The sequence below is a fragment of the Rhizobium sp. MHM7A genome (genome assembly GCF_005862215.1).
Lineage (GTDB): Bacteria > Pseudomonadota > Alphaproteobacteria > Rhizobiales > Rhizobiaceae > Rhizobium > Rhizobium bangladeshense.
This window is the reverse complement of record NZ_VCHT01000001.1, coordinates 175,908-198,460: the sequence shown is the minus strand read 5'-3', so window position 1 is coordinate 198,460 and position 22,553 is coordinate 175,908. Positions and strand designations below refer to the sequence as shown.

Sequence of the window (22,553 nt, the reverse complement as noted above, 5' to 3'; positions counted from 1 at the left end):
TGCGATGGATTTTTTGAAATTAGAATAGGAATTCATCATGCCGAGACGCAAAATTCACCGCCGCAAATCCTTCAAAACTGTCCGTTATATTCAGTCCGTCGGTGGCGCTGGTATCGAATGCACCATGGTCGACATGCACTCCGAAGGTGCTCGCCTGAAATTCAAGGGCCCTGCTCCCGAAACTGCATCTGACGTCGAGATCATGATCCTGCCCGAACTGATCCCAGTGCGCGCGACACTCGCCTGGAAAGACAAGAATGAAATGGGGATTACGTTTCGCAGACCGCTCGAATATTTGCGCAAAAGCGATCATCCGGCCGTACCGCGAGCGGTGTCGGGTTAACGCCGCAGCCCCTTCTGCTCATCAGCTTCCGCTAATGACTCCACGTATCGACGATTGTCCAGAGGGATGAAGGCTCGATACCCAAGCATGTCGAGCGCCCGGTAGATCGAAGCCGCATTTACCTTCAAATCGGCCAACGGCCTATTCCCAAGCCAGCGGGCCTGATTTGCGGTTATCAAACCCTCATCGACCCGGGACTGCTTGCCCAGAAGCTCGCACACCGCTTTGGTTACGTCCGGGTCGTTGATCGGCCAACGAACAACGCCGTCTGCCTCATTGAACTCCGGCGCGTTGTGATCTTTCAAAACGACAGACCGCAGTCTGCGTGCACCCATATCGTAGTCTTCCACACCACAGACACGCAGTTCCGGCTCCTCATTCACGAAGACCCAATAGGTCGGATCGATCACGATCCCTTCCTCCAGTTCCAGCCATCCATGGCGAATCAGCGGCTTGTCCGAGAACTGGTTTCCTTCCAGAACGACGCCAAAATACTGACCATAAGTCGCCTGGATCAGTCCGAATTGATCTATCACCGGCTGGAGAAGGCCGGAATTCAGCAGAGCCTCGGCGACGCCGTAGCAATTTCCTTTCCAGGTTTCCGCCGGTCCTATGGAAGCCTCGATCTGCGCTATGGAGGGCAGCAGACTTTTCAGTTCGTTCATCCGATACTCAGCTGAACGATTGGCTCCACGAGCATCGTCTGCAGCCAGGTAGATGGGATGACTGAAATCGAGGGGGTCGACATCCTCTTCCAGAGAAAACGTGTCATTCGCCTGCGTTTCCCAGTAACCCTTCCGCCAGTGATGATAACGGACAGTGTTATCCTCGTACGGACAGTCGTCGACTTGCTTGCCGTCGCAATAGGCGTCCCGCCCTTCCTCAACATAAGACACCAGTGCCCGCATCGTTTCATTTCCCAAAAGCTTTGTTCCACACTAGAGAGTTCGCCTGCAGCAAACAACGACGATGGGATCGCCTCAACGCAGCCTTGACCTTTTCAGGCCGGATCAGGAGTATACTCCTCAGAACCGAGGACCTCACAGTATGAAAGATACTCTATTATTGGCGACAGCCTGCCTTAGCGCCGTAAGAAGCAGGGCCGACGAAATCAGCGCGGCGAATGCGAAAGATCAAGACCTACCCCGCTCCCTCCTTCAGGAGGAAGCTAACGACATCGTACGTGGGATCGTCCGCTCGGAGGTTCGCTATGACGCGAACGAAATTCCGACCTACCTCAAGCGCTTCCCCGACCTCCTGAAGGTGCAGTCGGGCGGTGGGGAACTCAATCACGAGATCGAAGACAGCCTCCACCGATCCTACACGAAGCTTATTCGCCCGCACCTGAACACATTGCTGCTCACTCAGTACGAGGACTTCACCCTCGAAAGCATCACGCAGACGCTGGCCGACACGGACCGAATCATCAATCACAAGTCCGAACCGGCACACCTGTTTTCGAAGGCTGTGGCAAAGCTCAGGCAAGACCCTGATCATAATGTGCTGGCGGAACTGATTGTCCGTATTCACCTGCTCAACCAGGACCTTGCCGAGCAAGGCGTCACCTACACCGGGGAAGGACTGCGGGAGGTGCCGGTCAGTTATGAAGGAGCGGTCAATCGCCTGAACGAGATCAGGGACTATCTGGACCTGCTTCTGGAAGGCGATGGGTTCGACGCCCTACTCAGCCCCGACAACGGTCCAAGACCTTGAATTCAGCTGGCGCGGGCGAGGGCCCCGCGCCAAAAGCCTTCAATACCACTGATCCAGAACAAGGACCTCGGCATTCTTATAGTGCTGCAGCCCCAGGTCATTCACGAGATAGGCCCGCACCCACTCGATGTCGTCAAGAAGGTCCTTGTTAAAACGCTTGAGGTAGAGACCACCGCTTTCCTCGCGAAAATCCAGGAATGCCGGGAAATACCGCGACGTCAATTTTACGCCGTAGAGGTGAACGTCCTCGCCCACGTCCTCGCCTTCATGATCCCATTTGAAGACCTCTGCGATCCCGATGGCCGACGTCTCCCGTGGATGTACGGACCAACCATATTTCGTCTTCAGATAATCCAGGGCGACACTTCGTGGCACGATATCTTCGACATAATGTTCTTCTTCCTCGCGCTCACCCGAAGCGTCCGGGAGATACTTTCGATACAGCTCTTCGCCAACCGCCGCAATAATTTCCTGTTTGCCTGCGAAACCCAGATAGATGTCCGACTGAAACCCCATAGATAAACTCATTGATCGCACTTCGACACATTAAGGTTGATGGCGAATTCCTAGAGAAACAAGCAAAATCGCACCAGTGGAAGGGCGCTCCCTACGGCTACTGATTGACGCTCAGAATTTTAAAGTTAACGTTTGAGCCGACAGAAGTTGCCTCTAGATTATTCGGAGGTTTCAATGTTTAACGTCGAATGCGTTCATGAATACAATCATCCATGTGAACCGCCAGTTCATAGCGAAGAATGCGAAGGATGGTGGCAATCGGCCGGTCTACACCCTCAAGGGTCCGCACGGGACCAGGTACGCAAGAGAGGTGATAAATCGAGGCCCATCCAAATTGGTTTACAACGGCAGTCAACTTTCTTGCGGAGCTAGAGCCTGGATCGAGGCAGATTGGGAAAATCTTGAGCTTATTGACGAGATGAGCTTCGCTGAGGCGAAGGCTACCGGATCGGGCTGGTAGCGAAATTGGCGGCGCTATGGTGATCCTTGAAGTGGAAACAGGGTTGCCTTATGTATCCCGTTGACCGGCAATGACTTTTCTCTGAGGGGTAAATTTTCAAATGAAACTCCACCTCCTTATCGAACGTGGCGTTGCCGGACATGGCTCTTACGCCCGGGAGTTTGTACTCGCCGACGAGAATGACAGAGTTGTGGCGGTCATCAGGGGCGATAATCTCGATCCTGAAAAGCTTTCGATTGGTGAGGCCAGAGAGGCTACGGAAACCATCATTCGCGGGGTTAATGGCGAACCCACCTAAACCTTCGGGGTATTGGCTGATTCTGTCTGCCGATTCCATCGTGCCATTGCAAACAGCCATACCGGGGAAAAGACTATAAGATTAAGGAGACCAGTCACTACTGGCCGGGGCATTCTCCGGAGGAGATCGGAGATTCGAAATACGACCGCCGCGCCAGGCCTGACCTCAGGGAAGGCTGCGGACACCACCCACTCTTGCTGTGGCCACTTGCCCCATAATGCAGCAAAATCGCGTGCTTTCTTGACCGCACTGAACAGTGAGAGCGATCATGTAACGATAGAGCACAAGAGCACACCATGAACGCCAAACCTCCCAAGAAATCGGGTCACAACCATCTGGAGCCGCCGCCCGATATTCCTATCAAGGCTTGTCCCGGCTTTCCAAGGAATCCGCTTTTCGCCACGAGCTATACGCAGCAACTCTTGCCAGCGTCGGACTTCTTTTCCTCGGGGTCAGCTGGAAAGAATTCGCAATAGGCATCTCCTTCATCCTGATCGTTTTCGCTGCGGAAGCTTTAAACACTGCCATCGAAGAAGTTGTCGATCACGTCTCGCCGGATTTTTCCCATGCCGCAAAAGACGCGAAAGACCTGGGGTCTCTCACTGTTGCAATCGCAATTGTTGCCGCATTCATCTATTTTGCTGCACTGGCAGCAGAAAAACTGATGGCGTAAGTTGCACTTGCAGTCCGGACTTCTAAATTGGGAAGAACAAGGGGGACCCAATGCCTTATCTGAGCGAAGACAGACTAACGCCTGGAGTTATCGACGGTGCGGCCGAACACGCCTTTTCTCACGGCGCTTGTGCGGCGCTCGCTTATGCCCTTCACGAAGCCACCGGCTGGCCCATTATCGGGATTACGGACAGCCACAACATCCACGACAGAAAGCTTGGTGGCGGCTCTTCATTGCATTGGGGTGTTGAACACCCGTCCGGAAAGTTTCTCGACATCGACGGTCTTCGGGACTTTGACGAGGTGGTCGACAATTACAGCGCCGATGCTGACGACGGCGAAGCCGCATGGGGTAGAGGCACCCGCGCGGACATAGAAGAATGGTATATTGCGGCACAAGGCGAGCCGATTTCGATTAAGCTGGCGCGGACCTTTGTCGACCCTCTGCTCGACCGTATAAATCCATCTGCGCCGCAGCCATAATCAGGACGGAAAACACATGATCAATATCGACCTGGCAATCGTCCAGACCATCAAGAACCTTGAGCAAATTGCCAGGGAAGAGAACACCATTATTTCCCCGCTTGCCGCATATAGAGAAGCGAGCGCGGTAATCTCACAGTCTTTCCACTTCGACCTCGCGAATTTCGGCATTTACATCAAGCAGTATCCAGACCTGGTGACTGACCGCGCTATCGAGGGCGAGGAAATCACGGTCGCCATTGAGCGCAATCTTCGCAGCCGCATCCTCATCGACACAGTCAAAGGCGTAGAAGCGCATATTGCGGAGAGAGGCGATGTCCGGGGCCAGCCGCTTGAACGCCTGCTGTCAGACATTGTCGAACTAACCAAGGAATGGGATCGCATCCAGAGTTTCAGAACTTCTTACGCTGACCGGGTGATGGTATGGGCCGAACGCTGCAAGCACGACCTCAATCCGAACACCCTGAGACTGCTTACAACCAGTCTGGACAACTTTCTCCGGCAAGGCACGTCTTCCGTGCACCTAGAACTCCAACTGGTGAGAGGCAAGCTCCAGGACATTTTCCATGTCCTCAAAGCCGAAGCCGTAGTCCAAGCCGCTGCAGCTTGAACTGAGTTTGTGCCTATCGGCCTAACCAGATATAAACGTCCGACATTCGGGAGAACCCTCATGCGCGCCCACGTCCACATCACCGCCAAACTCCCAGCCAACCGTGACAGGTTCTTCGACCAATTGACGGACGCGAACATCAGACTCTCTACGGAAGAGCACAGCCCCGTGCTCACCAGGAATGAATTACTCGCCCTCCCAAGCGACCAAACGACAGAATTGTTCGTCACCAACGATTACGGGATCGACGCCATCCGCAACGCGAAATATGTTGCACATTTGATCCAAGAAGCCGGTGGCGAAGCTCTCGTGGTGGGTGAAAAGACCGTTACTACGAAAGCAGACAAACCGGGTCTCGTGACGACCAATTCCAAATTTAGCGAACAGCTCAAGAAACTGATCGAGGCGAAGAAATTTGAGCCCGGCATCGTCATTCCGGACGAGATCACCCTCGCCGCCAAAACGTACGACGAAGCTGAAGACAGAATTCTCGCTGCTCCGACCATTCGATAGGATCGCGAGCAACGTTGCCGTTGCGTCGGAATTTGCTATGGTTGCGCGCCGAGATGACGAGTAATCGAATGACAAAGCAGAAAACCGCTAAATTACCGTTCATCGGCACCGACCGGGACAAGCACGATCCTGCGGTAACGATCACCGATCAGGACTACTTGTGGGGAGACCGGCTGATACCGGCAGGTTCGGAAACAAAACAGTTCGAGACCGATGTTTCGTCCTGGGTAATATGGAAGCAGCCAGACGGTGCGACAGGCATCAAAAAGCAGACGATCACACGCGCCCGGCAGCTAGCCAGGTAAAAGAAGTTACAATCACCGAAACTTGGGTTTCAGGATACCTGGATCGAGTTCCTCATTCACATTCTGAACTTCGGCTTCGTGCGCGGACTGGCCGACCTGACGCTGAAGCTGCGCGTGTGCTTTGCCGGTCGGGGCCAGATGGACTATCGCTGGCAATGGCGCGATGCGGCGATTGATACGTCCCATAAACTGCACGAAGATGTCGCTCTTTCGCGGACCGGGGACAAGCCTATCTACAAGGCAGTTTTCATCAAATCCCTGCTTCGGGTCGCCTGAGGTCTTGAAATCGGTCATCACGTATCTCCTGCTTGTTCACCCACGCTGCGGGGAAAGAACGCAAACAACAACTTTTCCTATGCACTCTTCGACTGCTGCCGCGCCTTCCGCTCGGCAGCATGCTTTTCCATCAGCGCCAGGGAGTGTTGCGCCTGCTCCTCGGTGACCACCCCCGAAACTTGGCCCTCCAGGTCGATCCGGTTGGTCTGCGCAACGGCGGTCAAGCGCAGGTAAGCAGGGTGATAGACGTAACCGTTGACGAAGTTTCGGATCGTTTTCTTGGACACATCCGGATATTTTTCACAGAGGTCCCGGTGAATGCCGACTTTCAACGGCGCAAGGCGAGCGACAGGCGAGGCGGGATCGCTGAAAGTTTGCGGATGGTTCTTGGCCAACAACTTGTGAAAGTCAAGAACTGCTTCTCGATCTTGCTGCCCCAGCCGCTTCGCCATACGCCTTCTCCACGCTAATGAACTGCGCCGCATATAGGCAAGCAGACACCCTCGCGCAATCAACGCCCGCCATGTTCCTTACTCAGAATGTTCTGCCGTACCTTTTTAACTCATTCTGGCGGTCGATATAGGCGTTGTAGTGAGTCTTGTCCGACAACCACCATCCGGGTTCGCGGGTTCCACCCTTCAGGGTATCGACATCTTCGTCCGGGACGCCGTCGTAATACGGCAGCCAGGCATCAAGCGCTGATGCGTCAGGGTGACCAGGGTGGTAATCCACGTAGAACTCCGGCCGGTACCGACCGATTTCATCGGAGTCACTCTTGATGTGAGAAACGGAGAAGCCTTCACCGAATTGATCCCGTGTAGGATCGAGAATGGAGCCATCGGGAAGGACATTGATCACATGCCCGCCGCCACAGATGATCTCGCCGCTTGGCGAAAGATAGGATACGTAAAGCCTCTCCCACCCATACTCCTCGGCGAGATAGTCGGTGACGATGTGGCACATTCCGCCGCCACCTTCCTGTTCTCGCACTTCATCGCGATATGCCTCGACTTTCGAGACGAACTCAGGTGTCAGCTCGAAATCATGTACACGGCGTCCACCTATGATGCTCGCAAAGAACTGGCGTGACGCTTCAGGCAATATAGACATCGAATAGCTCCATTTTGACCACCCTGCTGATGGGCGAGGTAAAGGTCAATGGAGCCATTCGCTCTCAAAGTGCTCACGAACCTTCGACAGTCGCGTAGCTATTATCCGCGTTGGATCAACTCAACGTATTTTGAACGACTAAAGGGTCGCTGGATTTCCTATCCCGACCTTCCGACTGATTGATCGGGAAACAACACTGTCGTGAAGTCTAAAAGAAGCCTTCAGGCTTTGAGCCAGGTTCCGGCTTAAAGTCTTTCAGTTCTTTGAATCCGATTGAGCTTACTAGTTTGAATACGCCATCTTGTTCGACGAGATCGCCTACGCTGGTGCTGCGGAACGGCCCCTCGCCAATCGGCTTCACGCCTTCTGCCGGAGGATCACTCCATGCTTCATCGATGTTCTGGGTGTATCGGAAAGCATATTCCGGGCTGTCACTATCAATCTCGGCGACCTCCACGTAGAACCCAAAGTCGAACGCGGTCTTCGCGCTGTCAAAAACATCATCCCCTTCAACCAAAACATCACCACTTTCACGGCCCGGAAAAGTGAGGATTGAGTGAAACTCGTGCTTGTAGCCACGCGCCCAGTCCAGATGATAAAGTTTCATTCCAGTGCCCTCTCAAAAACATGAAGACCTATTTAGGGGATCGGCGAACTTGCAACAAGGATGAGCCGCCCACCGACAGCTTATCGCCGCGAACTATCCCCTGAAGAAGCAAAAATGCCCCTGTAACCGCCAGACACGACGGCCCAGGCAACCACAACGACAATCATCGGTGTCGGCACCATGAGAACCGTCAACCAGAAATTCGTTCCGGTTGCCATAGAGTAGACGGCAGATGCGACATAGCTACCCACCCACACCAGTTCCTGCTTGGTCCTGATCCGAAACACGTTACAGAACAGAAAGAAGACCGCACACAGATGCAGCGGGATAACGGCGATCACAGCGGAATGCAGAGTAACGTAGAGCACAACACTTGCGACAATGACCAGGAGGATGAAAACCAAATCAGACAAGCTGACCCGAAACCCTGGCGCTGATTTCCGCTCAAAGAAATGCGACTTCATCGACCAACTTCCCATCAACCAGGGTGCTTGTGATCTCGCCATATCGGTTCTTGAAGTTCCGAACGGCCACGCAGCGGGAGACGACTGACGTAACGTCGCCCTTCGCATCCACCTCGAAACTGATCGGCCGGAAGAGTTTCAGAGCTTCCTCCAGGTCCTTGAACATGGGTCCGGCGCGCAGCACAGCCATCACCTCATCGGCGACGTGCGGCGTTACTCCCTCCCACACGATTTTCCGCCTGAAACCCCGGCTGTGCCCCACTTGCACTCCAGCCCCCGAGGCGTCTCGGGTCAGGTAATAAAATAGCGGCGATACGCCCGATGGGATCGCGGTGGCAGCCCCGCTCTCACAAACGACCTTCGAGCGCCACCAAACCTTCAGGCTGCTATAGGTCGCCAAAAATGAGAACCAGGCCAAGCAAACGGGCAGGGCCGGAAATTCTGACCAGAGCGCCCACACAGCCAATCCGCTTGCCGCGAAGACATAGATATCGACGAAGAAAAAGGCATCGACGGAATAGCGGCGAGGGGATGGCCACGTAGCACGGACACCAAACGAGTTCAGCATGTCAAAAGCGATATGTACCAGAGAGCCGAGAAAGCATGCCAACGCGACCACAATCCAACTCGCATCGAGGCCAAAAGCCAGAAGAGAACCCACCCACATAGCCAGAAACGGCAACACAAATACCGAATGAGTGATCGACTGATGCAGGCGCAGATATCTAGATTTACCGAGCGCCATGAAGACGACATCGAGATCGGGGAGCAAGGAGCCGATTAGAAAGCCAACCGCAGCGTCTACATTTCCCAGTTGCTGCGCGACCAGCGCTCCACCGAAACCGATGACGCTGTGATGAACGATATCGACCATGGCCAGACCTTTTTCTGACCAGCATCTAGGTTCATCCCGTCGGCCGCAACAGCCGCGAACGAACAACTCCTTGACGTCGTCCCTCTTTCAACAGGAGCATAGGTTAACCCTCTTCAGAACAAGCTGCGCCGAATGCGTAAACACCTGCCGGAAATCCTCATCACCATCTTCACCCTCGTGATGATCACCTTCCTCTGGAATATCTGGGATTCGAAAACCGAAGCTCGCCTAGCGGAATGCAAGGGGCGCGTTGAAGAATGCCGCGAAGAGGATCGAGTAGCCCGAAGCAAGCTTCCCAGATCACTGCGCTCAGCGGTTCCCAGAACGGATTATCAAGAATACAATTGACCGTTGACGGTTACATTTGCCGTTTAGGCCGCGCTTGGCGGCTGACGCGCTTCCGGAGGTGCCTTACCGTAGTGAGGTTCAATCTTCGCCTTCCTCAGCGCATGAGAGAACTGAAAGTCCGCATCGCAGAAATATTGGTGTTCGGCAACGACAACCCACTCCCAACGCTCAGCGATAGCCCTTGGAACAATAACTAGCCAATAATCGTCTGTCCCATTATACAGATCGATCACCCGCATGTCCTTCGCCTCAGCAAGCGGGCGATAGGCAACATAAGCCATGCCGGGACCTTCCCCACGCGAAGAGAAGGCCACGTCTTTCAACGACCGCTCAGCCGCTTCGACGGCGATGCCAACCCGCGTCAAAAGACGGGAAAACTCGTTGACACAGTCTCGGATCGGCTCTCGCCAGTCGAGCCTCACAACCCGTCCGGAGAAGGCCAAGCACTCGATAATAAGCTGCATCAGAGAGGCGTCAGCATCCAGCTCAGCGATAAAACTATCAGGGCTGATGGTCTTGTTCTTGATCGCTTCAATAAGCGCCTTCGTTCCCATGTCGTCACCCACGACATCCAGGATAAAAGCAAACGCGTCGTCACGGGTGAATTTTGATTCAAACTTCGACATGATTTCCTACCTGAATATGGAATTTAGCTTCCATATAGAGGTCCAACTCCTTACCGCAAACGAAAATGCAGCAATTCAGGTTAAACTATTGAGGACGTGCAGGAGAATTTAAGGTCCGAAGCCGCGATCAGCGTTGATGACATCAACCATATCCCAACCGATTGAGGCTGGATTTTTGAATTCTCGATCAATTTGATTGAGTGCTTCCTCTCTCACAGCTTCGACATCAGAGAGGTCCTCGATGTTGTCACGGCCATAGAGACTGTCAATCACGGTCAAAAGTTCATCGAGGTCCGCCGCCAATGCTTTATGCCTCGCTTCGCTACGACCTTCCCGATACATTGGTTCCGCCGACATGTGACCACTCCCTTGCCTTTCGACCACTATACGACCGAAATAGCCTACATCAACCGTGATCAGCACAATTCCAGTATGAATAGCCGTCACGGGCGGCAACAGAGCACCAAATTGACACCCGCTGGTTTTCCGCATTTCATTGTATAGGATGCACACCGCGTGGACGCCATCTAAAATGGTGAAACGCGCCAGGACTACGGTCTTGAGACCCGACGGGCTCAACGCTCTTTCATGCCGGTTACGACTAGCATGAAACAGGCAGGTTTTACGCTGCCTGACCGGCTGGTGGGCGTCCCCATTTCCCTTGTTGGAATTCCATCAGCAGACTATGTGAGCTGCAAATCGCCCGGGACGAAGAAAATCCCAGAGGGTGAGCCAAACCCAAACTGTTGACTATGGTCGCAGCTCAGCGATCATATTGCCAGCTTCATCCAGAGTATCCCCCATGGTCCTTCGCTCTACATTTAGCGCTGCAAGGCAAGCGCTTCAGGCCGCCACTGACACTGCCAAAGCTTCAGTCATGCAAGCATCCGAACTCGCCACGTCCGTCAAAGATAAGGTCGTGGATACCGGAACCGCTGCCTTTGACACTGTCATCGACACCAAGAACCTGGTCGTTGATACCAAGAACGCAGTCGTCGACACGGTAGCGCTAGCGACCGACACTGTCTGTACGATCACAAAGAGCGTGGTTTCCTTCGGCGTGACTACAGCCGTCGTTGCAGGCGGCGTGGGCCTGGTCGTTGCTGCCGTAACAGCCCCCGTGCCCGTTCTCATCGGTATTTGCATCGTCGACATCATGACGATGGCTTACGCCTTCAAGCCCAACCCACTCGACGAAGTGGAGATGAGAGCGATCAAACGACAGAATGGCCGCCTGATCGAGAAGCTGGCGCGATACGGGGCGATTCCAGCGACATCACTCATCGAAACTCCGAACGCCAAGTTCCGCCTGGACATGAACAACGGCACGATTTCAGGAACGATCAAGAGCGGATTTTTTAGCTCAAGCGACATCCAGACCATGTCGACGGACGACCTTAGGTCCGTCGCAGCCAGCACGGACAAGGAAACCCGGTCGCTGATCGAAGCCTATCTGAAATTCCGGGCCGCCCAGGAAAGTCAGCAGGCAAGCTAACAAGGCTCGTGCATACAAAGAGAGCGCCCGAAACTCTTTATCGGGCGCTCTCGCATGCTGAGACGATAAGGACGGAGAGAATGCGGGCTAGGCCGCATCGCTTTCCAGATCAACGCCCTGCGCACCGATAGCCATAGCCCGAGCAATGGGAACCCACTGTTCAATCGAAAGCTTTTTCGGGCGGCCACAAATCTCGATCAAACCGTCTTCCGTCTTTTTGTAAAGCAAGGAGACGCCGAGATAAGGTTTATCCTGAACACCCCATCCGGACGGGAAACCTTCGGTGTAAAAATCATCAACCGTCGCCGTTGCAAAGACGATCTCAGAGGAATTCTCACTGTCCGAAACCACGAAGATTTCCTTACGCGCGATCATCATTTGAATGACGTATGAAGAAACCTTGCGTCCATGCCCGATCCTGACGTCGCCATTCTCCTCGCGAAGCTCCCGTTTCGACATCACTTCGAAACAACCTGCACCTCCCTGACCCATCAGGCCCCGGAGGCAGCCACCTCCACGGATCATCGTCAGAATATTCCCAGAATGATCGAAGGATTTCTTCATTTTAAATGGAACGTGGGGCGCGGCTTTCCACTCGCTATCGTCGATGATGGCAATCGAATTAGGGACAGGCATAGGATTTCCTCTGAACGGACGGGTTGATATGGGAGCCGCAGCGCGACACGCTGTCAATCTAGAAAGGCCAGCGACTTCCTTCCTGTTTCCGCAAATCAATATATTCGGGCCAAGCACCTTCGTCGGCAGGAGTGAGAACACCGAGTCTCCGCAGGTGGGCCCTCATTACTTCGGTGCCACTCAAATCTCGCTTATAGATGCTCACCTTCCAGTCCGGCAGTTTGAGGTCCAATGTTGCGAAATCGAACTTGCCAGGAAGGCCACGGAACCCAAGCGCCTCCCACAGAGCATCCACTGACTGAACCGGATCGATTTTCGTCTTCTTTTGCGAAACACCGCCAACTCCCTGACGAACCCACTGCGTCATACCACCCACGAAAGGTACTATCCGCGCGAACTTGCCGTCGTCATTAATGAGAGATGACACCATAACGTCAAACTCGACACCGACCGGATCGGCAAAATTTTGACTGTCGATCAGGGACTTCGTTTTGAAATCAAAGAACCGGAGGCCGCAACCGAACGGCGCGACCGGGTAAGAACCGTACTCCTCATCAGAAGCCAGTTCGTCGATCCGGCGACTGACAAAGGTCGATTGACCACGAGCCAAACCATCGTCGAGAACGAAGTCCTGCAGGTGATTGGTGTAGAACAGGGCGCTCTTCACATCACCACTCTCGGACCTCATGCCTACCGTAATATAGCCACCCATACCGATTTCCTTGTCGTCGAATTGCTTTGACAGCGCTCTATTTTCGCAAAATCCTATCTTATCTAAACGACAGGGTAGGGCAATGCGAATCAGTTTCCGGAAATCCTTTAACCTTGGTCCTTTCCGAACCACGATCTCCAATCGTGGCATCACGAACAGCATTGGCGGCGGCGGATTTAGAGCAGAGTTACCCGGCTACCGTCGGCGCGGCTCCACCGGCCTGTCCCGACCTACCTCCCTTCTAGCCAAGATTATCTGGGTCATATTCATCCTCGGCCTCTTCTTTATGTTTGGACGCTATCTATGACCAATAAGACATCGAACAATTTTCAAGCCGCGATCATGGAAGGAATTCTGAAATCACAGAACCAATGGATTGAGCCCGTTACACCTGAGGAGCCGCAGCCGGGGAATGATTACAACGCGCTGAACCGCGTGTTTCACGAAATTGGCGCTGAAATCATCGAATTCTCGAAGCACACGACGAAGATCGGCCATGAAATCGACCCCAACCTGGGCGGACATATCGATTTGGCCGAGCAGACACAAAAGGCAGGCAAGTTCCAGCTCGTTCTCATTCATATGCAGGAAGAAACGCGACGCATTCCCGTTGCCATCCTTCAAACCAGTGAAAAGGGCTTTCCTGTTTCACTGACGTGGCCTCGCCCAAATCCCCACGACCACGATACGATCACCGCTTATAACGACGAGCATCTGGCCACAGCCATCAAGAAGATGGTCAGCGAGTATTATTTTGGATGCGCCCTGAAGACGATTATGGAACACGTGCCGTCGAACGAGCCCAAGGTCGTTATCCACTGATCGACGCGCCATTGCTATCTTGCATCGCTCCCGGATAGAACTTATCGCAGCTTCATCCGGGAGAATTGACCGTGACCAATCCTACACCCATTGCAAAAGCCCTGACCTGGGTGATCAAAGAACAGATCGACGTCGCCGAACAGAACTGCCTGGACTACTCGATCAAGGACTCCCTGACAGTCGTAAATGACCTGATGATGTTGTCAGTCCACCTCGGTGAACTCGGCGGCGATAGAGACGAGGTCTTGGCGCTGATCCAGCGAGTAGAAGACATGGAAAAATCGGTGCGAGCCCGTCCCGACTACGGTCCATCATCGCAGAAGGACGATCTCGCCAAAAGCCCTGTGGGTATCGCCATCGCGGAAGGGTTTGAGCCATTTCCGATGATGAGCACGGTCCAGCTCAGAAAGCATATGGAACATGCTGACGGGTACTGGATCATCACCAAGAGCGGCGGCGTGAACACGAGGTCCAACGTAGATGTCGCAGACTGGAACGTTGCTGCCTACATCAATCACGACAAGGGCGTGAGCGATACAGTTGTGGTCGAACTCGCTTCCCTCCAGCAGGTTCTCGACAATTACAAAGCTATCCCCGACCCGCAGCCGGACGCCAACGGCCGCAGAACGCAGACTGACATCCCTACCTGGGCCGATATCGGCGTATCGCTTCATGGACCGCGCCCTGGCATGTAAGCGCATAGCAAACTGCAGAGCCGTCCATCTTCATCGGTGGGCGGCTCATTTATGTTCCCGGCTCTCTACGGACGAAGTGCGTTGATCCGGCTTTTGATATCGCCCTCTACGCAATGGACACCCCAGCGTATGGTTGCCACCTCTGCGATACGAGCCCAAGAGACAAAGGCCCCAATGTGAGCGCCTTCCGCGACCGGCCAGTTCTCAAGGATATGGACGGGCACCTTCATATCCTCGCGGAGCTTGCGGTATGACGGGAGAGCGTAGAACTCTTCCTGATCATAGTGGTCGACCGCTTCTCTCACCATCAACCCAAGTTCACCCGTAACCTTCGACCTGACGACATCACTGTCATCTCCCTTAGTCGACAACAGTTCCTGGAATTGAGCATGCTCCCCCTTATAAACCGTCAGGGGCTGTTCACTGGAGTGGATAGCGTAGACGTTATGAACGTCGACCGGCAAAATCGAGCGCGACAGCACCAGAAGCGAAAGTCGATTGGCTTCGAGACTGCTCGGCCGGTGCCGCGTTGCGTGAAATCCGAAGCTCTCTACGCCCTTGCGCACATACCGCGTCATTTGAACCGAATAGATGCCTTCGTAGGCCGCAGGCTGCTTTATCTCGATCCGGATCGTCCTCGACCGATCTTCTTCGCCATCTTGCTGAACCGCCGTGACCGCATACGACTTCTGATCCTGCCAATCAGGCCGGGCAGCAAACTCCTGCTCGACAACCTGTGCCGCGACCGCTGTGGCCAGGTCACAACCGAAGTCCAACGACCGCTTCACCGCAGGATTGATGCTGACAGCCATGGGAGTGTAAGCTTCAGGCTCGGCGGGCGACGCGGACTCGGCGGGCGACGCGGACTCGGCGGGCGACGCGGGCTCGGCGGGCTCCCTCCACGAGACCTGCTCGATCCTCGGCGCAGGATCGTCCAGGACCCGCTTCCAAACACCTCCTACGCCGTCATCGGCGCTGACGCGGACATCTCCACCCTCATAAGCGTCAACCGCGACTTTCACCACGTTGCTCGTGAGGAGTTCTACCTTGCCCTGACTTGCCATCCAGGCGATGAAGCCGTCCCCATCGACATTATCGGAATACTCTTGACCGAAATGATGTTCGATCAAGAGTGCCGCTGCAGGCTTTCCAGTACGAGCAAGCCATTCAGCGTAACGCTCCATCAGGTCGGGAATGTCGATGTCGGCATTCGCTTTCAACGCCACATGCTTGCGGACGAATTCCGGGTAATCGAAACCTCCGCCGAAGGACGTCTCAAGGATGAAAAACTCACCGGCAGAATAATGCAAAGACATAAGGAACTCCTTCTTCTTGCAGAAAGAGATACGGACAAAAGACCTTATTACAAGAGCCAATCAGTCAAGATGACGCCTAAACTGTCGTTTATTTCCGATACACTTAACGTGATTTAACGGAATTACCGCATTAAAGGGTGTAAATTACGAAATTATGGAATCGTGGAGACCGAATTACGAAATTATGGAATCAGATTTTCGGGGCCGACGGCTCATCACCTGGCGTCTGCTCTTCGACTTTCGCCACCTTTTCATCAGCCTTTTTCGCCTTCATCTGCCGAGCAAGTTCTGCCGCAACCTTGTCCAGGACACTGCTGGGGTTTGAAGCCTCGACCTCGATCTTTAAGCCATTCTGATAGATGCGCGATGCATAGACCGTTTTCGTACGGTTCCGCGCAAAGCCAACCAGCTTCCCGTAATGAACCATTCCACCGATGCGCTGACCGGCAAGCTCGATGCCGCGCCGACCGCCAGGCTCAAACGTCATCTTAAGGTCGTCTCTCAGGTTCGCTTTCGAGATCGGCTTGTCGTATTGCATGGTCGCACCTCTTCATCTTCAGACGCCAACTATGTTCCGAATGGCTGCAAGAACCAAGCGGTCCTACTGCCTTGAACATTGGGTTTGGCTTTAACCTGGCCAGCCGCCACTATCAAACCCTGAACTTCAAACCGTTCATCCGTCTGAAATTTCTCGGTCGAGAAAAACTTAAAAGGCCGCCAATCGACGCCCGCTATCTCAACCTTCGCATTTGCCTTCAGGCGGACTTCTCGTTCTTCACCGACGGTGTAGAGTTCTGACGCGTTCAGACGAATTGTCTCTGTCCAGTCGACATCATCGATCTCAATGATCGAGACGAGTCGCACTTCTATCTCTTCTTCGATTTCCGGGGCGCAAGTAGCCAGCTTCCCATTCACGTCCGGATCGTACCAGCGGGCGAATTCGTAGTCCCACGACCAACACACGCCAACAGGGCGGGAAGTGATGTCGCTCTTAAGCCACTCAGCATTAACCAAGAGTCCTCTATAAAGGTTGATCGCACCGTCGTTCTCGTCAATTTCTTCTGCCAACCGTCCAATTTTCTCGTCGATCAATTCTTGCGCCCGCGTACGTACGAATTGGAGAAATTCATTCGACAATCTGCCATCCGAACATCTCGGATCAACGTTGTCGGGATTCTCGGCCTCAATGCTCTTGCCATACTCCCAACATATCAAACTCCCAGGGGCGACATGCGTCATTAATGCGCCAACCGTCTCCTCAAGAAGAAGGGACTGATTAATCCGGGAGATAATGTCGCACGCTCGCACCTAAAAACCACCGCTCAGATGCCTGGAACTGCGCCAGACAAAAATGAGGGAGGGGCCATCCGCGCGATTTCGTAAATTTCGTCAGCGGTGAAACTTATGTTGCGATCCTTGATGGCCGTAATATCTCCAGCCTCAGAAACAGCGACTTCCATAACGACAGCAGCAGGCTCCCACTGCTCGACGGTCGCGAGCATTTCAGGCGGCAGATCATTCAGATATTCGAGCTGATCCTTGGCGATGATCGCCTGCGCTTCAAGAGCGGTCTGCTTGATGAAAGGCGCATAAGCCTCCGCAAAGTTTGAGGCCTCTTCTGCAGGCTTCCGACATGGCTCCATGTCTCCACCCACGTCTATCATCATCATCCAGCCGCGTGTCAATTCAGTCATTTCTTTTCTCCATCTACACGTCGATGATGCTCAATCTGATCGCAATACACAAACGACCCGCTTCATTGACGCTTCTTGCCGCACGCGCCGCCGATTGCTAGGATTTCTGAAGTCACGGAAAGGAAAATTGAGATGACCAAAGGTGATGAAATCGGATTTATCGTAGGTACCGAAGTCGGCCTTATCCATGCGCACGCATTCGTTTGCGGGATTGATACCATCGTCTAATAACGAAGAGCAGGGTTCTTCCTAGCGAGCTTGAACAAGATCGCTGGGTCGCTATCTTATGGCGAACAATAGCTTTCGAGTTCACCTATGAAACCCGACCACGCCGCAATGTTGCGGGACCAGTACGAACATTTCTGGACCGAACGGCTCGCCAGTTTTCCAGATGGCTGGGGTGATTTGCTGATCGAGTTTTTCGCTCGGCTCGGCAAGTTGAATGATTTCCACGCAAGAGATCGTCGATCTGCATGGGTGAAACTCGATTTTCTACTCTACCCCGGCGGCGGCGGGATGAACATCAAAGCTACGCCGCTTCATTCTCCCAGCACATCGTGGACCCGCCCACAACGCGAATATCTCGCGCAAACGCTTGAGTGGATTAACGTAGAAATTCAGAAAGTGTGCGAAGTCTGCGGCAGCCCTTCTGAGGCGCTTTTCAAAACTCAGATGGGAGAGGGCAGGGATCGCTTGTTGTGCAAGCATCATCTCGCTGAAGCAGTAATCGCATAAGCCCAATCCCAGAACACAGTGTGGAAATAATGTCGCTAGCCGAAATCAACCTGAAAAATGCCATCGACAACCTCTGCGAAAACACCGCAGGTTATAGTGCTGACGAAAATCCAGGAACACTAATCACCGAATTAGGCAAAATGCTCGGTTTGCTTTGGCTCGATGGTCGATTTATCCACGAAAAACACGTGGTCGTCTCGGTTGAGGCATCTGAGCTTGACACGTTTGGAGCCGGGTTTGTTGCCGCGCTGAGAGAGAACGGTGCGCACGTCAAGTTGTCGTGTATCTGGAGCGAATTCATCCCGAAAAAGATGATTTCAGAGCCGCTCGACCAAAAGGCGGATTACTACGTTTTCGCCGCTTCCAACTTCTCAAACATGAGCGCGGGCTCATTTGTTCTAAGCTCCCTACAAGCAGGGGCCCCGAACGTATCACTCGCATGCCCTGCTCGTGTCGATCTACAATATGGGCAATTCGTATCGAACTGTTTGGCCTATGCAAGCGCCAACCTACTCTTGTCCGACTGGCTCGCACTTCCTCGTATCGAAATTGTCGGAACTAAGTTGGAAACCAAATTCGAAGAAACCGGCGTTTACGATGCCGCGATGAAACGCTGCAGCGCCATTACCGAATTCTTCTTCCAACACCGAACATCTCTTTACAATCACCGTTGGGACAGCGAAGTCGATCAATTGAGCTACGAGAATTACATTCCGGAGCTTGTTGCCGAGTTAACTCACCCAACGACATGGCATTGGAAACGCCCGACTAAAATGGACGAGTTACGCGTGAAATCTTCTTTCGCCGGGGCTTTTCGATAACTAGCCAAGAAAGCGATGGCTGGGGCGGCTGGATTCGAACCAACGCATGCGAGTACCAAAAACTCGTGACTTACCGCTTGTCGACGCCCCAAAGCTCGTCGGATGCATCCAATATAGCTTTACAAACTCCTTTGACAAGTAGCTCCCACAGATTTCCTCAAGGAGCCGGTGCCACATCGGCATTAGGAGACCCGAACACCTGTTCGATCACTCGTTGATCAACGATTTTAACCTGCTCGACCGACTTTGCATGACGTCATAGACCCCCATAACGAGCCACTTTCTTCGGATAATCCTTGTCATTCCAGGGGCTTTGCGTGTTGTCACCCATCGCATCCAGGTCTTCCTGCAATGCAGCCGATACGAGACGATACCGAATGAGCTGCAATGCGCCTAACGTTTTCAGAACTTCGACTGCTCTTGGCTCCTTTGGCGCATTCTGCGACTTCAGAATGTCATCCAAGGGAACGACGCACAGGCATGAAATCTTCCATACGACCGAAATGCCCATTTTTGTTTGTCATGATAGGTTTCCCTGAGATTTTCTTCACTAGACGCGCTCTCGCCGCATTAAACCATTTGATTGGCTGCGCCTGTCAAGTCATGATCTCCTTGACAGCAAGGAGATCGCCATGTCGGTCGGATTTTTCTACGGAGCCCGTGATGTCTTGTAGGTGAAACACTTAACAGGAGATCATAGTGAGCAAAACGGTTCGCGCTAAATCCGGCGACCAATATTGGGCGACTTGCGACCACCCGTGGGCTGACGAGACTTCGTCATGGCGTCAACGCGACGCCACCCGCGCAACCTACTTCCACTCAGACTGCTTCCAGCGAGATGGAACAGGTGGTCAATACCTGAAGGCCAAGACAGCCTGGCGTCGCCGGTCACGCGACCGCCTGGAGATGCACAAGCTGCTCAAGGACGACGAACACGACTTCTTCGACATCGGAAAAAGCTACAAAAGCTGGCACTTCCGCGAATACTACTGAGTTAGATGATGGCCGGTGCCGCAGCGGGAGCCACACCCTCCGGCACCGGCAACATCTGAACATCATAACCTTCATCCTCATTGCCCACGTAGGTCGCGCAAAACAGAGGGATGACGACATCGTCCTTCTCAACGCGACTTACGCGCACGCCTTCTACGCCCGTGCTCCACTCTGAGATTTCGACGGCATCCTGACGATAATATGTGAGGCTCTCGTTCGCCGCAGCCATGGCTTCTTCAAGGGTATCGCAGTCATGACTCTCGCCACATTCGCGATCTTCGTACCTAAACATGAGAGAATTCCTATGCATCGAGGAAAGGTAACGATACGCTATCGCCGGGCTTCCACAAGATCAAACAGAGACGAGTGATCAGGAATTCGCGAAGAGATCGCTTTCCCGCCCGAAAAGCTGACAGCTTCCCTCGACCTGAGCATAAGTGTCTCCGTTTGCATTAGGCCTGCCAAAGTGGAATGTTCATATTCAGACACACACTTGGAGCCGCCATGTCCATTTCCTGCCTTGCAACCCGATGGTAAACTCGCTGTCTTCAACGGTCCGACCGGCTACTTTCTTGCCTTCGGGTTGACAGAGGAGGACGCCCGTCTGGTAGGCGTCGCCCACGGAATGACAGCAGACGATGCTGACAATGCCGTGAAGGATGGCCTGCACGACAAGGTGTATGCCGACATCGACCAACCGTTCGGCACCAGGCGCTGGAACGAGCTGATTTGCTCAATCGAGAAAGATCGTGGCGAGACCATCGCCAAGCTTGCACTAGATACCAGCGGCCACACAGATTACGTCGTGCCGGACAAGATCAGAGCCCGCTTCAACCTTCCGACGGAAACACAGCCAGCCCTTGGTCGCACCACGCCCAATAACGTCATGCCCCTGTATTTCCTGAAATGCGATGACACAACAGGCATGGTCCACTTCCGCGACGACATGGCAGAGCGCTGCTCTTTCAAGATAACGGCAGACGGCGGTTTTGAGCTGTGGCGACTTGAGGAGGACATGACGCCCAGCAGCAAGTTCGATATCGAGGGAATGGAATTCGAAATCCTGCTTCCTCTGCGCGGCGACACGAAAATCAGACGCGAGTTCGAGCGCTGGTATCAGGAAACATACCCGAACGCGGTCAATCCAGCCCCGGGCCTGCGCTGAAGCCTAGAAAAGACTGGCAAAGCCGAAACGCTTCCACGACAAACTATATGCCAAAAGTAGGCACTTTCTCTTCCGGAATGACGATGTACCGGAATTCCGCTGGCTGCGTATTCATAATCCGCTCAAGCTCTTCGACGCGATCCGTGATCTGATTCCAGTCAGACAGCGCCTCTAGTGCGGCACCCCGCTCAGAGGGCTTTAGTTTCAGAATCTCTTCAGCTCGACGCTCATAGGCCCGCAGCTTCTGTGTCAGGGTCGCCACATCCCTGGCGGCCATAACAACGGCCTCGTTCACCTCAATCCGCCACTCCAGCGAATTCAGCAGTGCAGCTCCGGCAGCTGTACTCATCCCGAACTGAATGACTTGCTCTGGATAGGCCTCCTGCAGCGCCACGACCAGTGCGGTGCCAACGCCCTTGCGGCGCTTCTCTTCCAGGACATCGACAATCTGGACAGCTACCTCACCCTGGTAAACCGAATACTCCAGGGCTCCGGCATATTCGCCGTCCAGTGTAGCGATCAGACTGAAATCGTGCTGCCCTGAATGGCTGTTCCTGTGCTCACGTTTAATCTCGATCATGAGGCTACACCTTGTAAGCTAGGACCCTGTCTATCTCGAACAGCTCGCGATTATCAACAACGTCCTTTGCAAGCTCCCAGCGCCTAGACAGCTGATCCTTGAATGCTTCCGACTGCTGACAGACCGACTTCAGCTTTTCCAGCATCGGATGAGCATAATTGGGCTCATGGGTCATACCGGCGATCCGGTTAGCCTCTGCCAAGTCGTCCATCTGACTGCGCAGTGCAATCGACCCGATGCCCTTGGCGTCGGTCATCCAATATTGTTCCATTGCTTGAGCCGCATCTCGAAGCAGGGCTACCGCGTTGTCGGCAGGCGAGAAATCATCACCGAACTGAGCAACGTAAAATTCTTCTGCAGTCGCCCTCAGCTCCTGCTTGATCCAGTCCTCATAGGCATATCTCGTCGCCTCGATAACTGTCACGCGCTCGATCTCATCAATCACATGGTTGGCCAACTGAGGATACCGTTTCAGGATGCGTGTCACATCGTCACCGCTATCGACACCCGAGGCTTCAATGATCGCCACACTTTCAACGAGCTTGGCAATTTCATCCCTTGTTAGAACTTCCTGACGCTCTGCAAGGCTTCGCCGCAGGTCCTGTTTCAACGCTTCAATTTCCATTTCATCCAAATCCTCATGACGCTTGAGTACCGTTATGAAGGACATT

At 53.6% G+C, this 22,553-nt stretch carries 35 protein-coding genes and 1 tRNA gene; 15 read left to right on the top strand and 21 right to left on the bottom strand.

Going from position 1 to position 22,553, the window contains the following annotated elements; genetic code table 11:
* Positions 1–37 precede the first annotated feature (37 nt).
* Positions 38–343, top strand: coding sequence for a PilZ domain-containing protein (locus FFR93_RS01160; RefSeq protein ID WP_138391503.1), 306 nt, complete (start codon positions 38–40; stop codon positions 341–343).
* Here FFR93_RS01160 and FFR93_RS01155 read toward each other — a convergent pair.
* A complete protein-coding gene (locus FFR93_RS01155) occupies positions 340–1,251 on the bottom strand; it encodes a hypothetical protein (RefSeq protein WP_138391502.1) in 912 nt (303 codons plus the stop codon). The genes FFR93_RS01160 and FFR93_RS01155 overlap by 4 nt on opposite strands.
* Before the next feature lie 139 nt (positions 1,252–1,390).
* Between FFR93_RS01155 and FFR93_RS01150 the strand changes: the two genes are divergently transcribed.
* Positions 1,391–2,056: a hypothetical protein gene (locus tag FFR93_RS01150; protein WP_138391501.1), complete on the top strand. Its 666-nt coding sequence runs from the start codon at positions 1,391–1,393 to the stop codon at positions 2,054–2,056.
* A gap of 39 nt (positions 2,057–2,095) precedes the next feature.
* Here the strand turns inward: FFR93_RS01150 and FFR93_RS01145 are convergent, their stop codons facing one another.
* Positions 2,096–2,572 carry a hypothetical protein gene (locus FFR93_RS01145; protein WP_138391500.1) on the bottom strand — a complete coding sequence of 159 codons (477 nt, stop codon included), beginning with the start codon at positions 2,570–2,572 and terminating at the stop codon, positions 2,096–2,098.
* A 560-nt stretch (positions 2,573–3,132) separates the two neighbouring features.
* Here FFR93_RS01145 and FFR93_RS01140 point away from each other — a divergent pair.
* The 6 genes from FFR93_RS01140 (at position 3,133) to FFR93_RS01115 (ending at position 5,913) form a co-directional block, all read left to right on the top strand.
* Positions 3,133–3,330 carry a hypothetical protein gene (locus FFR93_RS01140; protein ID WP_138391499.1) on the top strand — a complete coding sequence of 66 codons (198 nt, stop codon included), beginning with the start codon at positions 3,133–3,135 and terminating at the stop codon, positions 3,328–3,330.
* Between the two features lie 319 nt (positions 3,331–3,649).
* Positions 3,650–4,003 (top strand): diacylglycerol kinase, encoded by a 354-nt coding sequence (locus tag FFR93_RS01135; protein WP_281407900.1) that lies wholly within the window; start codon positions 3,650–3,652, stop codon positions 4,001–4,003.
* A 50-nt stretch (positions 4,004–4,053) separates the two neighbouring features.
* Positions 4,054–4,485, top strand: a complete 432-nt coding sequence (locus FFR93_RS01130; protein ID WP_138391498.1) for a hypothetical protein — start codon at positions 4,054–4,056, stop codon at positions 4,483–4,485.
* Positions 4,486–4,501: 16 nt separating this feature from the next.
* A complete protein-coding gene (locus FFR93_RS01125) occupies positions 4,502–5,095 on the top strand; it encodes a hypothetical protein (protein ID WP_138391497.1) in 594 nt (197 codons plus the stop codon).
* Positions 5,096–5,155: 60 nt separating this feature from the next.
* The gene (locus FFR93_RS01120) at positions 5,156–5,608 is read left to right on the top strand and encodes a hypothetical protein (RefSeq protein ID WP_138391496.1); all 453 of its coding nucleotides are present in this window, start codon (positions 5,156–5,158) and stop codon (positions 5,606–5,608) included.
* 68 nt (positions 5,609–5,676) lie between these two features.
* On the top strand, positions 5,677–5,913 hold the full coding sequence (locus FFR93_RS01115; protein ID WP_138391495.1) for a hypothetical protein: 237 nt from the start codon (positions 5,677–5,679) through the stop codon (positions 5,911–5,913).
* Between the two features lie 12 nt (positions 5,914–5,925).
* On the opposite strand, the gene FFR93_RS01110 is transcribed toward FFR93_RS01115, so the two are convergent.
* The 8 genes from FFR93_RS01110 to FFR93_RS01075 form a co-directional block, all read right to left on the bottom strand.
* Positions 5,926–6,207: a hypothetical protein gene (locus tag FFR93_RS01110; RefSeq protein WP_138391494.1), complete on the bottom strand. Its 282-nt coding sequence runs from the start codon at positions 6,205–6,207 to the stop codon at positions 5,926–5,928.
* Between the two features lie 59 nt (positions 6,208–6,266).
* A complete protein-coding gene (locus FFR93_RS01105; protein WP_171049014.1) occupies positions 6,267–6,641 on the bottom strand; it encodes a ProQ/FINO family protein in 375 nt (124 codons plus the stop codon).
* 82 nt (positions 6,642–6,723) lie between these two features.
* The gene (locus FFR93_RS01100) at positions 6,724–7,299 is read right to left on the bottom strand and encodes a hypothetical protein (RefSeq protein WP_138391492.1); all 576 of its coding nucleotides are present in this window, start codon (positions 7,297–7,299) and stop codon (positions 6,724–6,726) included.
* Positions 7,300–7,507: 208 nt separating this feature from the next.
* A complete protein-coding gene (locus FFR93_RS01095; protein WP_138391491.1) occupies positions 7,508–7,906 on the bottom strand; it encodes a hypothetical protein in 399 nt (132 codons plus the stop codon).
* A gap of 80 nt (positions 7,907–7,986) precedes the next feature.
* Complete coding sequence (locus tag FFR93_RS01090) at positions 7,987–8,370, bottom strand: hypothetical protein (RefSeq protein ID WP_138391490.1); 384 nt, start codon at positions 8,368–8,370, stop codon at positions 7,987–7,989.
* Complete coding sequence (locus FFR93_RS01085; protein WP_138391489.1) at positions 8,351–9,244, bottom strand: metal-dependent hydrolase; 894 nt, start codon at positions 9,242–9,244, stop codon at positions 8,351–8,353. The genes FFR93_RS01090 and FFR93_RS01085 overlap by 20 nt, the downstream gene beginning before the upstream one ends.
* A gap of 371 nt (positions 9,245–9,615) precedes the next feature.
* Positions 9,616–10,218 (bottom strand): hypothetical protein, encoded by a 603-nt coding sequence (locus FFR93_RS01080; RefSeq protein WP_138391488.1) that lies wholly within the window; start codon positions 10,216–10,218, stop codon positions 9,616–9,618.
* A 108-nt stretch (positions 10,219–10,326) separates the two neighbouring features.
* Positions 10,327–10,797 (bottom strand): hypothetical protein, encoded by a 471-nt coding sequence (locus FFR93_RS01075; RefSeq protein ID WP_138391487.1) that lies wholly within the window; start codon positions 10,795–10,797, stop codon positions 10,327–10,329.
* Between the two features lie 298 nt (positions 10,798–11,095).
* On the opposite strand from FFR93_RS01075, the gene FFR93_RS01070 reads away from it, so the two are divergent.
* A complete protein-coding gene (locus tag FFR93_RS01070) occupies positions 11,096–11,713 on the top strand; it encodes a hypothetical protein (protein WP_138391486.1) in 618 nt (205 codons plus the stop codon).
* A gap of 87 nt (positions 11,714–11,800) precedes the next feature.
* Here FFR93_RS01070 and FFR93_RS01065 read toward each other — a convergent pair whose 3' ends face one another.
* Positions 11,801–12,349: a hypothetical protein gene (locus FFR93_RS01065; RefSeq protein WP_138391485.1), complete on the bottom strand. Its 549-nt coding sequence runs from the start codon at positions 12,347–12,349 to the stop codon at positions 11,801–11,803.
* A 58-nt stretch (positions 12,350–12,407) separates the two neighbouring features.
* Positions 12,408–13,061 carry a hypothetical protein gene (locus tag FFR93_RS01060; protein WP_138391484.1) on the bottom strand — a complete coding sequence of 218 codons (654 nt, stop codon included), beginning with the start codon at positions 13,059–13,061 and terminating at the stop codon, positions 12,408–12,410.
* 303 nt (positions 13,062–13,364) lie between these two features.
* Here FFR93_RS01060 and FFR93_RS01055 point away from each other — a divergent pair, with 303 nt between their 5' ends.
* Positions 13,365–13,883, top strand: coding sequence for a hypothetical protein (locus tag FFR93_RS01055; RefSeq protein ID WP_138391483.1), 519 nt, complete (start codon positions 13,365–13,367; stop codon positions 13,881–13,883).
* 71 nt (positions 13,884–13,954) lie between these two features.
* Complete coding sequence (locus FFR93_RS01050) at positions 13,955–14,578, top strand: hypothetical protein (protein WP_138391482.1); 624 nt, start codon at positions 13,955–13,957, stop codon at positions 14,576–14,578.
* Between the two features lie 65 nt (positions 14,579–14,643).
* On the opposite strand, the gene FFR93_RS01045 is transcribed toward FFR93_RS01050, so the two are convergent.
* The 4 genes from FFR93_RS01045 to FFR93_RS01030 all read right to left on the bottom strand — a co-directional run bounded on the left by FFR93_RS01045 (position 14,644) and on the right by FFR93_RS01030 (position 17,588).
* Positions 14,644–15,894, bottom strand: a complete 1,251-nt coding sequence (locus FFR93_RS01045; RefSeq protein ID WP_138391481.1) for a hypothetical protein — start codon at positions 15,892–15,894, stop codon at positions 14,644–14,646.
* Positions 15,895–16,084: 190 nt separating this feature from the next.
* Positions 16,085–16,432, bottom strand: a complete 348-nt coding sequence (locus FFR93_RS01040) for a hypothetical protein (protein WP_138391480.1) — start codon at positions 16,430–16,432, stop codon at positions 16,085–16,087.
* Positions 16,433–16,461: 29 nt separating this feature from the next.
* A complete protein-coding gene (locus tag FFR93_RS01035) occupies positions 16,462–17,031 on the bottom strand; it encodes a hypothetical protein (RefSeq protein ID WP_138391479.1) in 570 nt (189 codons plus the stop codon).
* A gap of 185 nt (positions 17,032–17,216) precedes the next feature.
* Positions 17,217–17,588 carry a hypothetical protein gene (locus tag FFR93_RS01030; protein WP_138391478.1) on the bottom strand — a complete coding sequence of 124 codons (372 nt, stop codon included), beginning with the start codon at positions 17,586–17,588 and terminating at the stop codon, positions 17,217–17,219.
* A gap of 315 nt (positions 17,589–17,903) precedes the next feature.
* Between FFR93_RS01030 and FFR93_RS01025 the strand changes: the two genes are divergently transcribed.
* Positions 17,904–18,323 (top strand): hypothetical protein, encoded by a 420-nt coding sequence (locus FFR93_RS01025; RefSeq protein ID WP_138391477.1) that lies wholly within the window; start codon positions 17,904–17,906, stop codon positions 18,321–18,323.
* Between the two features lie 29 nt (positions 18,324–18,352).
* Entirely contained in the window at positions 18,353–19,144 is a 792-nt protein-coding gene (locus FFR93_RS01020; RefSeq protein WP_138391476.1) for a hypothetical protein, read from the top strand.
* Between the two features lie 16 nt (positions 19,145–19,160).
* On the opposite strand, the gene FFR93_RS01015 is transcribed toward FFR93_RS01020, so the two are convergent.
* Together FFR93_RS01015 and FFR93_RS01010 are read right to left on the bottom strand one after the other, a co-directional pair.
* Positions 19,161–19,235 (bottom strand) — tRNA-Gln (locus FFR93_RS01015).
* A gap of 165 nt (positions 19,236–19,400) precedes the next feature.
* Entirely contained in the window at positions 19,401–19,655 is a 255-nt protein-coding gene (locus FFR93_RS01010) for a hypothetical protein (protein WP_138391475.1), read from the bottom strand.
* Positions 19,656–19,843: 188 nt separating this feature from the next.
* On the opposite strand from FFR93_RS01010, the gene FFR93_RS01005 reads away from it, so the two are divergent.
* Entirely contained in the window at positions 19,844–20,137 is a 294-nt protein-coding gene (locus tag FFR93_RS01005; protein ID WP_138391474.1) for a hypothetical protein, read from the top strand.
* A 1-nt stretch (position 20,138) separates the two neighbouring features.
* Here FFR93_RS01005 and FFR93_RS01000 read toward each other — a convergent pair whose 3' ends face one another.
* Positions 20,139–20,429, bottom strand: coding sequence for a hypothetical protein (locus FFR93_RS01000; protein WP_138391473.1), 291 nt, complete (start codon positions 20,427–20,429; stop codon positions 20,139–20,141).
* Positions 20,430–20,630: 201 nt separating this feature from the next.
* Between FFR93_RS01000 and FFR93_RS00995 the strand changes: the two genes are divergently transcribed.
* Positions 20,631–21,302: a hypothetical protein gene (locus FFR93_RS00995; RefSeq protein ID WP_138391472.1), complete on the top strand. Its 672-nt coding sequence runs from the start codon at positions 20,631–20,633 to the stop codon at positions 21,300–21,302.
* A gap of 43 nt (positions 21,303–21,345) precedes the next feature.
* Here FFR93_RS00995 and FFR93_RS00990 read toward each other — a convergent pair whose 3' ends face one another.
* Positions 21,346–21,882, bottom strand: a complete 537-nt coding sequence (locus tag FFR93_RS00990; RefSeq protein ID WP_138391471.1) for a GNAT family N-acetyltransferase — start codon at positions 21,880–21,882, stop codon at positions 21,346–21,348.
* Positions 21,883–21,886: 4 nt separating this feature from the next.
* Positions 21,887–22,507, bottom strand: coding sequence for a hypothetical protein (locus FFR93_RS00985; protein ID WP_138391470.1), 621 nt, complete (start codon positions 22,505–22,507; stop codon positions 21,887–21,889).
* Positions 22,508–22,553 lie beyond the last annotated feature (46 nt).